Below are 14524 nucleotides of genomic sequence, written 5' to 3'. Positions count from 1 at the left end.
TGTTATGATTTCCGTGTTGGCTGTGCACTGCGCGATTCCAAACACTCGGCCAAGACTTGATCCGCCGCGAGTCTCGCACAGCGGTCGTCATGCAGCTCGTCCAACTTCTTCAAATATGCGACTGCCGCTATTTGCAAGAGATCAAAATTGTCTTCGCCCATATCGCGAAGGTTGGTGACGTAGCGATAGAGCGCGGAACGCCTGTTGTCGTTCTCGCTGATGCCGCTGTTGAGCAGCAGATAGTTTCGCCAAGCAAATGCACAGGCGCCTTCGATGGTCTGAGAAGTCATGCGCACCTCCCAAAGGCCGAAAAAGACTGACGCCACGTTTCGTTCCCGTGAATTTCCAGATGTAACGTTGTTCCGTAGCTGCGCTGCAGCGCGTTTGCCCGCCTGCCGGCGGCGCAAGGCGGACTGACGCCTGCCCCGGCCGATCCGGCCTGACGCAGGACCCGCACACCGAGCTCGGTGCGGATCATGAAGACCCGGATCTGGGCCCGCCCCGGACCTCTGGTCAGGCCCGCTATCGGGGGCGGCCGACCTTCATGCTGGCCTGACTGCGGCGCGAGTTTAAGGCCCGGTGCACAACCGCACAGCCGCGCGTTCGTATCGATTTTGTTATCGATACCGCGATTTGAACACGCAGATGTGGTCACGCCGGTCGTGGCGAACGGGGATAATTCATAGTTCGTCAAAGGTTTGCAACGAATTCTCCCGATCGAGCCGGACAAACGGCCGGTGCTGCCAGGCTATCGAATGCGGACTCAAACGACCAACTATGTCGCACGGCTGTTCGCCGGCGATCTGTCGGCCTTTGGCGGTCCCGCAACCGACGAAGCCATGGCCGGGCATATCCGCGCCGAACAGATGTCGCTGGTGCTAGGCTATTCGGTCGGCATCATGCTCGGCAATGCCTGCAACGCCATCGTGCTCGCCATCGCACTGTGGCAGTCGCCGGACAGGACCCTCGCCCTGATCTGGGCGGCCACCGTGGCCGGGGCCGCGATCGCTTTTGGCCTGCAATCCCACGCGGCGCGCCGCATCACCAAGCCGCAATTCGTCTCGCGCGGGGCCATGCACCGGCTGGTGCGCAACGCCTTCATCCTTGGCTCCGCCTGGGGCATCGTCCCGGTCGCCTTCTTCGCCAACGCCTCGACCGGCGGCCAGCTCGTCATCACCTGCCTGTGTTCGGGCATGCTGGCCGGCGGTGCGCTGGCCTTCGCCACCATCCCGATCGCGGCCATCGCTTTCACGGCCCCCATCTTCGTCGGGATCGCCATCTGCCTCGGCAGGAACGGCGATCTGGCCTTCCTGCTGATCGCCTTTCTCGTCGTGGTCTATGGCAGCGTCCTCTTGCGCGGCGTATTCGTCAATTCGTTCTCGTTCGCGCGGCGCGTGATGCGGCAGATCGAGGCCGAGCGCACGGTGCGGCTGGATCCCCTGACCCATCTGCCCAACCGCGTCGCCTTCAACGAGACGCTCGATGCCGCCTTGAGGCGACTCGCATTGTCCGGCGAGGAATTCGCGGTGCTCTTGCTCGATCTCGACCGCTTCAAGGACGTCAACGACAAGTTCGGCCATCCCGCCGGGGACGAATTCCTGGTCCAGGTCGCCAGCCGCCTGCAACGCTGCACGCGCGTGGCCGAGCACGTCGCGCGCATCGGCGGCGACGAGTTCGCGCTGGTCATGGCCAATATGGCGCGGCCGGAGGATGCGCTCGAAATCGCCGAGCGCTTCGTTGCGGCCTTCGCTGAACCGTTCCAGATCGAGGGCCGTCAGATCGTCGGCGCGACCAGCGTTGGCATCGTGCTGGCGCCACGCGACGGCAATACGCCGTTCGATATCATGAAGAATGCCGACGCCGCGCTCTACCGCGCCAAGAAGGCGGGGCCGGGCACCGTGTGCTTCTTCGAGCAAGCCGACGACGGGCTGTCCCGCGACCGCAAGGCGCTGCAAGCGGACCTCGACGGTGCGATCGCACGAAACGAGCTGTTCCTGGTGTTTCAGCCATTCCTCGATCTCGGCACCAACCGGATCACCGGTTTCGAGGCGCTATTGCGCTGGCAGCATCCTTCGCGCGGGCTGGTGCCGCCAAGCGAATTCATCCCGATCGCGGAGGAGACCGGGCTGATCCACGAGATCGGCGAATGGGTCATCCGCCGCGCCTGCGCGACGTTGGCGGATTGGCCCGAAGACATCAGGGTTGCCGTGAATTTCTCCGCGTCGCAGTTTCACAACACGGCCATCCTCCAGACCATCGTGCAGGCATTGGCCGATGCGAAAGTCTCCCCCAACCGGTTCGAGATCGAGATCACGGAATCGATGCTGCTGTCGAAATACGGCTCGGCCGCATCGATCCTGAACGCGCTGCTGGAGCTCGGCGTCACGGTGGCGCTGGACGATTTCGGCACGGGGTTCTCATCGCTGACCTACCTGCGCAAGCTGCCGTTCAGCCGGATCAAGATCGACCAGTCCTTCATCCGCGACATGCTGGTGCAGCCGGACTGCGCCGCGATCGTGAAATCGGTGATCTCCCTTGCGCGCGATTTGCAGATCGGCGTGGTGGCGGAGGGTGTCGAGACCGCCGACCAGCTCGAATATCTCAGGCAGGTCAGCTGCGACGAAGTGCAGGGTTATCTAGTCAGCCGGCCGGTGGCCGCGGATGGCGTGATGGCGCTGCTGGAGACGAAGAGGATTCGGGCGACTTTCGCGGCGTAGGAGCCATTGTCCCTCAGGGCCGGCGACGCGGGAGGTGCGCTCCCTCCCCCGCAAGCGGGGGAGGGCTGGGGAGAGGGTGTCTCCCCGGAGGGACTCCCCCAGAGGAGAGAACCCTCACCCTGCGCTTCGCGCCGACCTCTCCCGAAAGCGGGAGAGTTGGAGCCGGCGGCACCGCCCATGCCGTCAGATAGATCTCGCTGCAGTCACCTCAAACCGCATCCGCCCGCAGCAGCGTATCCACCGTGACCGTGCCCCTCGCGCGGGAGACGCAGGCGCAGATCTTCTGGTTGGCTTGCTTCTGGTGGTCGCTGAAGAAGACGTCGCGATGGTCGATCTCGCCGTCGACGTCGACCACGTCGATGGCGCAGAGGCCGCATTCGCCGCGCTTGCAATCGGATATCACCTCAAAGCCGCTGGCGTTGAGCACGTCCAGCATCGAGCGCTCGCGCGGGATCTCGATCTCGATATTCGAGTCCTTCAATCGCACGCGAAACGTTTCGGTCGGCAGCGTGCCGCTGGAGCCGAAGGTCTCGTAGCGGAGATCGGGGAGCGGATGGCCGGCGCCGATCCAGGCATGACGCGCGGCGTCGAGCATCCGCATCGGGCCGCAAAACAGCGTAAGCGTTCCTTGCGGCAATGAGGCGAACAGGGCGTCGAGATCGAGCCGGCTGCCTTCGTCGCTGACATGAACGACGAGGCGGTCGCCGAGCATCGCGGCGAGATCGTCGAGATAGGCGGCTTCGCGGCGCGAGCGCACCGCATAGTGCAGCATGACGTTTGCCCCGCGCCTCGCCAGCGCCTGCGCGGCGCCGAGGATCGGGGTGATGCCGATGCCGCCGGCAATCAGGCAATAATTGGCGCGGGTCCAGTCGACCGCGAGCAGCGAGGCGGGCTGGGTGATGTCGAGCCGCGCGCCCGGCTGCAAGGACCACATGTAGCGCGAGCCGCCACGGGAATCCTCGGCGCGGCACACCGCGATCCTGAAGCCGTGCGAAGCGCCCTCGCCGACCAGCGAATAGGACCGTGTCTCGGGCAGGCCGTCGATGGTCACGCTGACATTGATGTGGCTGCCGACCGGATAGGCCGTGACGTCGAGTTGATCCGGCCTGATCAGGAACTCGCGGATTCCGGGCGCAAGGTCGCGGGTGGAGACAAGCGTTGCAGGAATCCAGGTTTCGATGAAGCGCATGGTGACGGCCCTCAATCGGTTGCGGTCTTGATCAGCGCGAGCGCCGGCAAGAGGTCGAGATGGGTCCGGTTGCGCAGCGCGAGTCGCAGGTTTCGCACCGCGAGCCGGGCATGCTCACGCATGATGGCCTCGGCCCGCGCGCCTTCGCGGTTCTCGATGGCGTCGATCACGACGCGATGATGCTCCTGGGCGATGATCAGGATCTGCTGCGCCTCGGGGAATGCCGATTGCGCCATCACGAAGCCGCTGGGCGAGGCAAACGGCAGCGCCGAAGCGCGGTCGATCTGGCGGATCAGGGGTGGGCTGCGCGACAGCTCCGTGAGCACGGCGTGGAAGCGCGCGTTCAACGTGACATAGGACGAGAAGGCATCGACCGAGATCGGCATCTGGCGGAGCAATTCGTCGATCGCCGCAAGGCATTCCTTCAGCGGCTCCAGCTCGCGCGCGGAGACGCCGCGTTCGGCGGCGAAGCGCGCAGCCAGGCCTTCCAGCGTACCGCGCAGCTCGATGGAGTCGGAAATGTCGCGTTCCGAAAACGCCTTCACCATGAAGCCGCCGGAGGGGATCGCCTCCAGGAGGCCCTCCTCCTCCAGCCGCACCAGCGCCATGCGCACCGGCGTGCGCGAGGCGCCTGTCGTCTCCACCGCCTGAAGCTCGGAGATGCGCTCGCCCGGGCGCAACGCCCCCGACAGGATCTGGTCGCGCAGCGCGAGCTGCGCCTTCACGGTCTGCGAGACAGAGCGGTCGACCTCGCGCTCGGCCATGTTCCTACTCCGCGGCCTGGAGGTGTTGCGGCGCATTCTCCCTGGCAATCATCTTGTCGATCAGCTTGCGCGACCACATCGCGCCGGCGTCGATGTTGAGATTGTAGAAGATGCGATCGGGGTTCTCGTCCATGGCGCGCTGCTGTGCTTCCAGAATCAGCTCGTCCTCGCGGAAGATGCCGGAGACACCCTCGCGGATCTCGGTGGTGATGCGCTGCTCGCCGATACGGTAGTTGCGGACGAAGGCCCAGAAATAGTGGCAGGTCTTCTCGGTCTCCGGCGTGATGGTGTTGAGCACGAAACCGTTGACGCCTTGCGAGCGGTCGCCTTCCGGCGCGCCGCTGCCACTAGGTGCCACGCCGACGTCGATCGCGATCGTGCATGGGGCCTCGAAACGGATGATCTGCCAGCGATCGACGAGGCCGGGCTTGCCGAGCTGCCTGGCCCAGAACGGCGGCGGCTCGATGTTCCGCATCCAGCGCGTCACCGTCACCGTCTTCTCGCCATGGGTGACGTCGAACGGAGCTTCGGCGACCGCCTCGTTGCCGATCGATGAGCCGTGAACGAAAGTCTCGTGGGTTAGGTCCATGAGATTATCGAGCACGAGGCGGTAGTCGCATTTGACGTGAATGGTCTTGCCGTCCCCGGCCCAGGCCGGATCGTGATTCCAGTGCATGTCCGGCACCAGCGCGGGATCGGCCAGCGCAGGATCGCCCATCCAGAGCCAGACGTAGCGGTGACGCTCGACCACGGGATAGGCGCGGACGCAGGCCGACGGATTGATAGTCTCCTGCGAGGGCATGAAGGTGCAGCGGCCCTGCGCGTTGAACTTGAGGCCGTGATAGCCGCAGACGACGGTGTCGCCTTCGAGCCGGCCCTTGGACAAAGGCACCAGGCGGTGCCAGCAGGCATCCTCCAGCGCGGCCGCTACACCGTCTGCCTTTCGATACATCACGACATGCTTGCCGCAGATCGTCCGCGGCAGCAGCGCCGCCTTCACCTCGGCGTCCCAGGCCGCGGCGTACCAGGCATTCATCGGGAAGGGTTTTGGCATTAGTTTCACTCCCACGGCTTATGTATGCGTTGTGTATACAATAGCTGAGAGAATGAACCGTTCAAGTTCCAAATTTTCCTTATTATATTACCTTTATCTATTGCAGTGTATACAGCAGCTCTAAGAACCCCATTTTTGAGATTGAGGTTCTGCGCTCCGCGGCGTCATGGCCGGGCTCATATGCAATTGTTCAGTTGCTTTGCGCTTTACCCGCCGAACACCTTGGCCAGCCCGGCCTGGGCCTCTTCCTGAATCCGCTTCAGGTGCTCGGTGCTGCGGAAGCTCTCGGCGTAGATCTTGTAGACGTCCTCGGTGCCGGACGGCCTTGCGGCGAACCAGCCGAAATCGGTTTCGACCTTGATGCCGCCGAACGGCTGGCCGTTGCCGGGCGCCTTGCTCAGCGTCGCACGTACCGGATCGCCGGCGAGATCCTTCAGACCGAGCTGCTCGGGCGTGACCGATTTCAGGATCGCCTTCTGCGGCCCGGTGGCGGCAACGTCGATGCGCGCGTAATGGGGCATGCCGAACTCGGCGGTGAGCTCGCCAAAGAGCTGGCTGGGGTCGCGGCCGGTCTTGGCCATGATCTCGGCAGCGAGCAGGCCGAGGATGATGCCGTCCTTATCGGTGGTCCACACCCCGCCGTCGCGGCGCAGGAACGAGGCCCCTGCACTCTCCTCGCCGCCGAAGCCGAAGCCGCCGGTGAGGAGGCCGTCGACGAACCATTTGAAGCCGACCGGCGTCTCGACCAGCCTGCGGCCGAGCTTTTTGGCGACGCGGTCGATGATCGAGCTCGACACCACGGTCTTGCCGATCGCGGCGTCCTTGCCCCAGTGCGGGCGGTGCGCGAACAAATAGGAGATCGCGGTCGCCAGATAATGGTTCGGATTCATCAGGCCGCCGGTGCGCGTCACGATGCCGTGACGATCGGCATCGGTGTCGTTGGCAAAGGCGACGTCGAAGCGGTCGCGCATCGCGATCAGGCTCGCCATGGCGTAAGGCGAGGAGCAATCCATGCGGATCTTGCCGTCCCAGTCCACTGTCATGAAGCGGAAGGTCGGGTCGATGGCCTCGTTCACCACCGTGGCCTTCAGGCCGTAGCGATCGATGATCGGATGCCAATAGTGTATGGCGGCGCCGCCGAGCGGATCGATGCCGATGCTGACGCCGGCGGACTTGACGAGATCGAGATCGACGACATTGCCGAGATCGGCGACGTAGGGCGTGATGAAGTCGCAGGCATGGACGTTCGCGGCCTTGCGCGCCTTGGCGTAGTCGATTCGTTTCACGCCCTTGAGGCCGTCGGCGAGATAGGCATTGGCGCGCTTCTCGACCACGCCCGTGAGGTCGGTATCGGCGGGGCCGCCATGTGGCGGATTGTATTTGTAGCCGCCGTCCTCCGGCGGATTGTGCGACGGCGTGATGACGACGCCGTCGGCGAGGCCGCTGGCGCGGCCCTTGTTGTAGGTGAGGATGGCGTGCGAGATGACGGGCGTCGGCGTGTAGCCGCCGTCCTTGTCGATCATGACATCGACGCCGTTGGCGGCGAACACCTCGACGGCGCTGACCAGCGCCGGCTCGGCCAGCGCATGGGTGTCGATGCCGATGAAGAGCGGCCCCGTCAGCCCCTTTTCTGCTCTGTAGTCACAAATCGCCTGCGTGGTCGCGAGGATGTGGCCTTCATTGAAGGTGTTCTTGAACGAGGTGCCGCGATGGCCCGACGTGCCGAACGCCACGCGCTGCGCCGGATCCGATGCGTCCGGCTTGCCGGCGAAATATTCCGTCACCAGCCGCGGAATGTTGGTGAGCGCGTCCGGCGAAGCCTGCTTGCCCGCCGCGGGATGAACATCAGCCACTGAAATATCCTCGTCCTGTCGTCACGGAAATAGCGGGACACCATAGCATTGGCCGCGCCCCCGCCAAGGCCACAACACGCGCGACGGGGAAGGCGTTCCTTGGGGGTGAGCGCCCGCGCGCGACAGTGACCGCGCGCCAATGGCCGGTTTGTTAACTCCGGAGCTCTATGACGAGCTCATGCTGCGGGATCGGGCACGCTTCAATCTCGGCGCGACGTGGAGACACGTGGCGGTCGCCCTGCTTTTGTCGGCCCCGATCGGCGCACATGCGAGCGACGGCGATATCGACGGCCCGCACACGATTTCGACGATCGCCAACACCGGGACCGAGCTCGGCGCCGGCGAAACGGCGTCATCCCGGGCCACGATCCGGAAGATCATCGAGAGAGAAACCGCAAACACCAATCTACCGGCCGACGTCGCCGAAGCCCTCGTCTTCATCGAAAGCGGCTACAACCCGGCGGTCATCGGCAGCGCCGGCGAAATCGGCCCGATGCAGGTGCGGCCCGAGACGGCGGCGAGGCTGGGCTTCCGCGGAAGCAATGCGGAACTCGCAGAATTGGACGTCAATATCCATTACGGGGTGCTCTATCTCAGCCGGGCCTGGCGTCTGGCGGGCGGGGACCTCTGCCGCGCCCTGATGAAGTACCGGGCAGGTCACGGCGAAGAAGAGATGACCGCGCGATCGCAGGTCTATTGCAACCGAGCCCGTAACCGTCTCCTCGCCATGAACGCGATGCCGGCAGGGACCGCAGCTGCGGCTGCTCCGGATCCTGCGCCCCCCGTCGCTGCTGCGGCCCCGGCAAAACCGGCGAGCCGCCCGAAGATGCCGGTGCAGCCCAAAACGGTCTATGCCCGCTATCGTCAGGGCACCGCGGCCGCCAGCCGCGCCTATTGGGCCGCGCACGAGGCCCGGATCAGCCAAATCAAGGCACGCATTGGAGCCAGATGGAAGCGCGTCGCATCGCGTTGAGGGCGAGCCGGCTTGCCCCGCCGCGAGCTCCGCATCTACTGTGTGTCGCAAGAGTCCGCATCCGGGAGGTGGCGCCATGGAGGTCATACTACTCGGCACCGGTGGCCCGCGCCCGGACCCGCGCCGGATGGCGACGACCACGCTGATCAGGCTCGGCGACGAGAACATCCTGTTCGACGCGGGTCGCGGCGTCGTGGTGCAGCTCAGCAAGGCCGGCGTGCCGCTCGGCACCATCAACACGGTCTTTCTCACGCACCATCATTTCGACCACATCGGCGACCTCTACGATGTGATGCTGAATTCATGGATGCAGGGGCGCAAGGACGAGCTGCGTATCTATGGACCGCCGGATACTGAGCGGCTCGTCAGCACGCTGATCACGCAGGTCTACGACAAGGACATCATTTGGCGGGACAAGGGCGAGCCCAGCTTCGGCGGCTGGAAGCCTGTCGTCGGAAGGGACATCGTACCGGGTCCAGTTCTCGACACCGGCCGCTGGAAGATCAGCACCGAGCTGGTCTCGCATGGCGACGGCCTCGACATGCCGCCGGCCTTCCTCGCGCGATGGATGTGTCTCGGCTACCGCTTCGAGGCAGAGGGCAAGATTATTGCGATTTCCGGCGACACCGTCCCTTGCCCCGGGCTCCAGCGGCTGGCCGAGGGCGCCGACCTGCTGGTCCAGTGCTGCTTTCTCGCAACGCCCGAGATCAACAACGAGCACCTCCGCCGCCTTGCGAAATACACGATCGCCTGCGGTGACACGGTCGGCAAGGTCGCGGCCAAGGCCGGCGTCAGGAAGCTCGCGCTGACCCACCACCGGCCGCGCAACGATGATGCCATGTTGGCCGCCCTGCTTGAGGATGTCCGACGCGACTATTCAGGTCCGGTCGTGCTCGGCGAGGATCTCACGCGCATCGAGGTCTGAGGACCATCGATCAGCGCGCCCCTCGGCCTCAGGACGATCCGACCTCGATCCGGAACGACAAGCGCTCTTCCCCACCCGGCGCGATATGCATCAGGCCCGGCTTGTCGGTGAACTCGCCCTCGAAGCCGGCGGGACTGGCATGGCCGCGCCAGGGCTCGATGCAGAGGAACGGCGCACCTGACGGTTTCGACCAGATGCCGAGCTCGCGGAAGCCGCGCCAGGACATTTTCAGCCACGGCCCGGTCGAAGCACCCTGCCCCGCGGCATAGCGGACCCAAGTGCTCTCGATCCGGTCGAAGATGATGGCGTCGTCGGTGAACAGGGACTCGGACAGAGGAAGCGAGTTGCCCTTGACCGGGCTCGGCTCCGCCGCCGGCCGCAGCAGTCCACCATCGAGACGGCGGACGGGAGACGACTCCGCGCGCGCGAAGGTAAGCGCATAACTCTCCTTTGCCACGCCGGGCTGCAGCGGCCAGTTGAAGGCGGGATGGCCCCCGATCGAGGCCGGCAGCGTCTCCTTGCCGGTGTTGGCGATCGTGAGCGTCAGGTCGAGACCGGTGTCATCGATGGCGTAGGCGACGGCGAGCCGGAACGCGAACGGATAGAGCGCGCGCGTCGCCTCATTGTCATCGAGCACCAGGGTGCAGCGGCTCTCGCCGCGTTCCGCCCACGCAAAGCGGCTGTCGCGGGCAAAGCCGTGCTGGGTCATCCGATATGCCTTGCCCCGGTGCCGCAATTCGTCCTTGGCAAGGCGCCCGACGATCGGAAACAGCAGCGGCGCGTGGCGCGGCCATTCCGGTCCTGCCTGCCAAACGAATTCGATGCCGCTGTCGTCCTTCAGCGAGCACAGCTCGGCACCGTGCGCCTTGATGGTTGCCGTGAGGGAGCCGCTGCGGAGAGAGTAGGTGTCGTCGGTCATGCCCGACGTCTACACCCCCAACCCACCCGCAGCAAGGCAGCGCCGATCATGCGTTTCGAACGTTTTGGCGCCGATCGAGCGCTACGTCATATTTCCGTACCCAACGATTGCTCTGTTGGCTTGATCACCGTCTGCCTCCCCGAGGCCGACCCGACCTGAAAGCCGATGAACTCCCATGGTAGCCAATTGAAGTTCTTCATCAACGGCCGCTTTCTGTCGCAAAAGCTAACCGGCGTTCAGCGTTATGCCGCTGAAATGGTCAAGGCGATCGACGTGCTCCTGGCGTCGGAGCAGACGCCTGCCCCGCTGCGCAACGCCGAATGGAAATTGCTGACGCCAGCGGATGCAAGCGAGACCCTTCATCTCGATCGGATCAAGATCCGCGCGGTCGGCCGGTTGCATGGGCACGCCTGGGATCAGATCGATCTCGCACGCGCCGCTGCCGGAGGCCGCTTGATCAGTCTGGCCAATTCCGGTCCCGTCTTCCATGGCGACCACATTGTCGTGCTCCACGACGCCCAGGTCTTTCGCAGACCGGACTTCTTCAACTGGCGCTACTTGACCGTTCATCGCACGATGGGGCGGCTGCTCGCCCGCCACGCAACCATCGCAACGGTGTCGGCATTTTCCCGCGGAGAACTTGCTGACGTGCTGAATCTATCGGCATCGAGCATTCCGGTCTTTCCCAACAGCGCCGAACATTTCGCCGCCACGAAGCCTGACCCCGGCATCCTTGCGCGACTGGGCATTCAGCCGCAAAAATTCTTCCTCTTCGTGGGCTCGAAGACCAAGAACAAGAATCTCTCGGTCGCGATCCGCGCCGTCCAGTTGCTCGAGCGGGCCGACGTTCCACTGGTCATCGTCGGAGGCGATAACAGCAAGGTCTTTCAGGACAATTCGGGCGAAGGGGTTTCCGGCCTGCTGCTTGCCGGACGTCTGACGGACAGCGAGATCGCAGCTCTCTATGCGCATGCATCGGCATTCGTGTTTCCCTCGCTCTACGAGGGATTCGGCGTACCGCCGCTCGAAGCCATGATCTTCGGCTGTCCGGTCATCGCCTCGATGGCTGATGCCGTCGTCGAGACGTGCGGTGACGCGGCTGCGTATTTTTGCGCCACCGATGCCGAAGCGCTGAAGCAGCTTATGCTCGAAAGACTGGCAATCGGTGCGATCTCTGACCAGGAACGCATGCGGCAGCAGAATCGCCTTGCCTTCTATTCCTGGAAGAAGTCGGCGAAGGCTCTGCTCGATCATCTCGAACGACCAGCACGAATCGCCAGCGCCGCTTGAAGCTCGACGCAGTTCGCCTATTGCGCGCAATGGTTCTTGCACAAACGTTTTGCAAGTCGCGGCTCCTTGCATTGTTCCACGAGAACTTTTTCGTTCGTGCACGATCGCGGCGCAACAACACCACATCGCTGCCCCAATATCGCTACGTATTCGAGGAACTGTGCCGTCTTCAGTGAAGCTCAGAACAGGGATACACGATGTCCGGCTCTCCGACGCAGCCCTATCCAAGACAGACGATGAAAGTGCTGCACGTCGCCGAGACGATTCGTGGCGGGATTGCGAGCTACCTGAATGAGTTACATCCCCAGCAACAGACGAGTTTCGGCGCCGAGAACGTACATTATGTCGTGCCCTCGGATCATCGACGCGATCTCGCCGCGGTCGATGACAATCAGATTACGACGTTCGAGCGATCCGGACGCAGCATCGCCGGGTTATTCCAGATGTTGCGCGCAAGCATGCAAGCGCTGGATGCCTTCAGACCGGACGTGGTGCACCTGCATTCCTCGTTTGCAGGCCTCGTGCTCCGGCCTGCGCTGGCGGCCCGCTCGGGCGGACCGCGCGTCGTCTATTGTCCGCACGGCTGGGCGTTTTCGCGCGAGACCGGCCGCCTCAGTCACGTGGTGACAAAGGCGGCGGAGAACCTTCTCGCGCGCACGTCGGACCGGATCATCTGCATCTCCGGCGACGAATTCAACGAGGCGGTCCGCGCGGGAATTCCCGCCGACCGCCTCACCCTCGTCCACAATGGCATCTCGAAGAGCCGTACGCTGCAGCCCGTTGCGGCGGAATGGACTTCCAAGAAGGTCAAGGTCCTGTTCATCGGTCGTCTGGACCGGCAGAAGGGCTTTGATCTCCTGATCGAAGCGGCACGCTCGCTCGAGGACGACCTCGACGTCCGCATCGTCGGCGCCTCCGTCGTCAGCAAATACGAAGGCCCCACGGTCCCCTCCAACGTGTCCCTGCTGGGCTGGCTGGACCGGCCAACCATCGAGACCCAGCTTGAGGCCGCCGACCTCGTCGTGATCCCGTCACGATGGGAAGCCTTTGGCCTCGTTGCCCTGGAGGCGATGCGCGCCGCCAAGCCCATTCTGGCGTTCCGCAGCGGCGCATTGCCCGAGATCGTCGTCGATGGCGTCACCGGCGTGCTGTGCGAGCCCGTCGCCGTTCAGCCGCTCGTCGACGGCTTCCGGCGAGCACTGGATCTCGATCTCAAGGTGCTGGGACAGCGCGGCTACGACCGGTTCAAGCAGCTGTATGACGTTCAGAAGACGCATGGACAATTGCAGCAGGTCTATCTCGAGCTCCTTCAGGACGACCGGACGCCGATTGCAACGAAGGCGGGGCTGCAATCGGATCTCTCAAAGTGACGATCAGCATGCACGCTTGCCCTCGCAGATGCCGGAGATCGCGATGGCGATCCGCCAAGCCCGGTTTGGTGTCACCGCCAGTGTATCGCGCGTGAGCATGAACTAGACCATGACACGCCCACGCACCTTGGTTCGCGACAGTGTCCGCCTCGCGGCCTTCATCTCGTCCATTCTTCTGTCGGTCCCTGCCTGCGCTCAGCACGCTCAACCGCTCGATGCTCGATTCCTGCTGGGTGTCGGCACCCATCAGGGGCTGGGCGGGCCGGTGAGCGCGCGCGGGTACGTGCCGGCAGAGAACATCGCCCAGATCAAGCAACTCGGCTTCAACTCCTTCCGCGACGATTTCCCCTGGTCCGATTTCGAGACGCCAGGACGCCGGATGGGATTCACGCCCAAACTCGGCAGGCTGGAGGCGCAAGTCAGGTCCGGCGTCGCGCGGCCGCTCCTGATTCTTGCGTTCGGCCATCATCTCGTTCCGAATTCCTCACCACCGACGACCGATGAAGCCCGGCAGCGGTTTGCCGACTATGCTGCGGCCGCGGCGCAATCGGTCGTGGCGCAACACCCGCTGTTCGAGCTCTGGAACGAATGGAACCTGGCGGCAAAGAAAGATGCCGCATTCTCACCGGAAAACTATCTGGCACTCGCGGAGGCCGCACGCCCGGCGGTCAAGCGGGTTGCGCCGAACGCGCCTTTCCTGGTCGGGGCGCTCGGCGACGATCCGGGCTGGACGTGGACCGAGAAGATGCTGCGAACCGGCATTCTCCAGTACGCGGACGGCGCTTCGGTCCATCTCTACAATTTCTGCATGGGCCCAAGCAAACGCACCTCCGCCGAGATCATCGATCGGCTCACCGCGTTCCACCGGCTCGTGGGTCAGGCGAGCGGAAACCCCGACTTTCCGATCTATGTCACCGAGACCGGCTGGACCACGGCCACCAACAAATGCGACGTCAGCGAGCAGGCCCAGGCCGACAATACGGCACAGCTCATCCTGTGGGCGTCGACCGCGGCACGCTGGCTCAAGGGCGTCTGGCTCTATGAGCTCAAGGACAGCGGAAAGAATCCATCGGATCTGGAGCACAATTTCGGCCTCTACCGTTTCGACAACTCGCCAAAACCCGTCGCCTGCGCGGCCCAGGGCGCCTGGGCTTTCATTCGCTCCAGCCTGAGTGCCGAGCGACGAGAGCTCGCCAGCGGCGTCGTGTCGATCAATGCATCCACGGCGTCCGGCGGCAGAGTTGCAGTCTGGTCCGAGGCCCCGGACCGACGTTACGAAATCCGGCTTAAGGGAGAACAGGAAGGAGCGACTTTTGCGATGCCGTGCGATTCCACCGCAAGACCGGCATCCGGGGCCTGGATTCCGGTTTCGAGCACACCGGTTCTCATTGCAGTCAACAACGGTTCCATACCCGGCCTGGAGATACGGCCGGCGCGATAGGCGCGATTTTGCAAACATGAGGTTACGCG

12 protein-coding genes are annotated in these 14524 nt (G+C 64.1%); 6 read left to right on the top strand and 6 right to left on the bottom strand.

Annotation, left to right across the window (positions count from 1 at the left end; genetic code table 11):
- Positions 1 to 2: 2 nt before the first annotated feature.
- Positions 3 to 290 (bottom strand): hypothetical protein, encoded by a 288-nt coding sequence (locus ABIG06_RS20860; RefSeq protein ID WP_370138443.1) that lies wholly within the window; start codon positions 288 to 290, stop codon positions 3 to 5.
- A 465-nt stretch (positions 291 to 755) separates the two neighbouring features.
- Here ABIG06_RS20860 and ABIG06_RS20855 point away from each other — a divergent pair, with 465 nt between their 5' ends.
- The gene (locus ABIG06_RS20855) at positions 756 to 2717 is read left to right on the top strand and encodes a putative bifunctional diguanylate cyclase/phosphodiesterase (protein WP_370138442.1); all 1962 of its coding nucleotides are present in this window, start codon (positions 756 to 758) and stop codon (positions 2715 to 2717) included.
- A gap of 208 nt (positions 2718 to 2925) precedes the next feature.
- On the opposite strand, the gene ABIG06_RS20850 is transcribed toward ABIG06_RS20855, so the two are convergent.
- The 4 genes from ABIG06_RS20850 to pgm form a co-directional block, all read right to left on the bottom strand.
- On the bottom strand, positions 2926 to 3906 hold the full coding sequence (locus ABIG06_RS20850) for a PDR/VanB family oxidoreductase (RefSeq protein WP_370138440.1): 981 nt from the start codon (positions 3904 to 3906) through the stop codon (positions 2926 to 2928).
- Between the two features lie 11 nt (positions 3907 to 3917).
- Positions 3918 to 4670, bottom strand: a complete 753-nt coding sequence (locus tag ABIG06_RS20845; protein WP_370138439.1) for a GntR family transcriptional regulator — start codon at positions 4668 to 4670, stop codon at positions 3918 to 3920.
- 4 nt (positions 4671 to 4674) lie between these two features.
- Positions 4675 to 5724, bottom strand: coding sequence for a Rieske 2Fe-2S domain-containing protein (locus ABIG06_RS20840; RefSeq protein ID WP_370138437.1), 1050 nt, complete (start codon positions 5722 to 5724; stop codon positions 4675 to 4677).
- A gap of 206 nt (positions 5725 to 5930) precedes the next feature.
- Positions 5931 to 7577 carry a phosphoglucomutase (alpha-D-glucose-1,6-bisphosphate-dependent) gene (gene pgm, locus ABIG06_RS20835; protein ID WP_370138436.1) on the bottom strand — a complete coding sequence of 549 codons (1647 nt, stop codon included), beginning with the start codon at positions 7575 to 7577 and terminating at the stop codon, positions 5931 to 5933.
- 139 nt (positions 7578 to 7716) lie between these two features.
- On the opposite strand from pgm, the gene ABIG06_RS20830 reads away from it, so the two are divergent.
- Both ABIG06_RS20830 and ABIG06_RS20825 read left to right on the top strand, forming a co-directional pair.
- Entirely contained in the window at positions 7717 to 8550 is an 834-nt protein-coding gene (locus ABIG06_RS20830) for a transglycosylase SLT domain-containing protein (protein ID WP_370138434.1), read from the top strand.
- 76 nt (positions 8551 to 8626) lie between these two features.
- Positions 8627 to 9475, top strand: a complete 849-nt coding sequence (locus tag ABIG06_RS20825) for an MBL fold metallo-hydrolase (RefSeq protein WP_370138433.1) — start codon at positions 8627 to 8629, stop codon at positions 9473 to 9475.
- A gap of 28 nt (positions 9476 to 9503) precedes the next feature.
- Here the strand turns inward: ABIG06_RS20825 and ABIG06_RS20820 are convergent, their stop codons facing one another.
- Positions 9504 to 10394: an aldose 1-epimerase family protein gene (locus ABIG06_RS20820; RefSeq protein WP_370138432.1), complete on the bottom strand. Its 891-nt coding sequence runs from the start codon at positions 10392 to 10394 to the stop codon at positions 9504 to 9506.
- A gap of 186 nt (positions 10395 to 10580) precedes the next feature.
- On the opposite strand from ABIG06_RS20820, the gene ABIG06_RS20815 reads away from it, so the two are divergent.
- The 3 genes from ABIG06_RS20815 (at position 10581) to ABIG06_RS20805 (ending at position 14495) form a co-directional block, all read left to right on the top strand.
- Positions 10581 to 11684, top strand: coding sequence for a glycosyltransferase family 4 protein (locus tag ABIG06_RS20815; RefSeq protein WP_370140881.1), 1104 nt, complete (start codon positions 10581 to 10583; stop codon positions 11682 to 11684).
- Between the two features lie 236 nt (positions 11685 to 11920).
- Positions 11921 to 13054: a glycosyltransferase gene (locus ABIG06_RS20810; RefSeq protein WP_370138431.1), complete on the top strand. Its 1134-nt coding sequence runs from the start codon at positions 11921 to 11923 to the stop codon at positions 13052 to 13054.
- A 109-nt stretch (positions 13055 to 13163) separates the two neighbouring features.
- Positions 13164 to 14495, top strand: coding sequence for a cellulase family glycosylhydrolase (locus tag ABIG06_RS20805; protein WP_370138430.1), 1332 nt, complete (start codon positions 13164 to 13166; stop codon positions 14493 to 14495).
- The last annotated feature ends 29 nt before the right edge of the window (positions 14496 to 14524 follow it).

Source organism: Bradyrhizobium sp. USDA 326 (assembly GCF_049739485.1).
Classification (GTDB): Bacteria; Pseudomonadota; Alphaproteobacteria; order Rhizobiales; family Xanthobacteraceae; genus Bradyrhizobium.
This window is presented reverse-complemented; position numbering and strand designations above follow the sequence as displayed.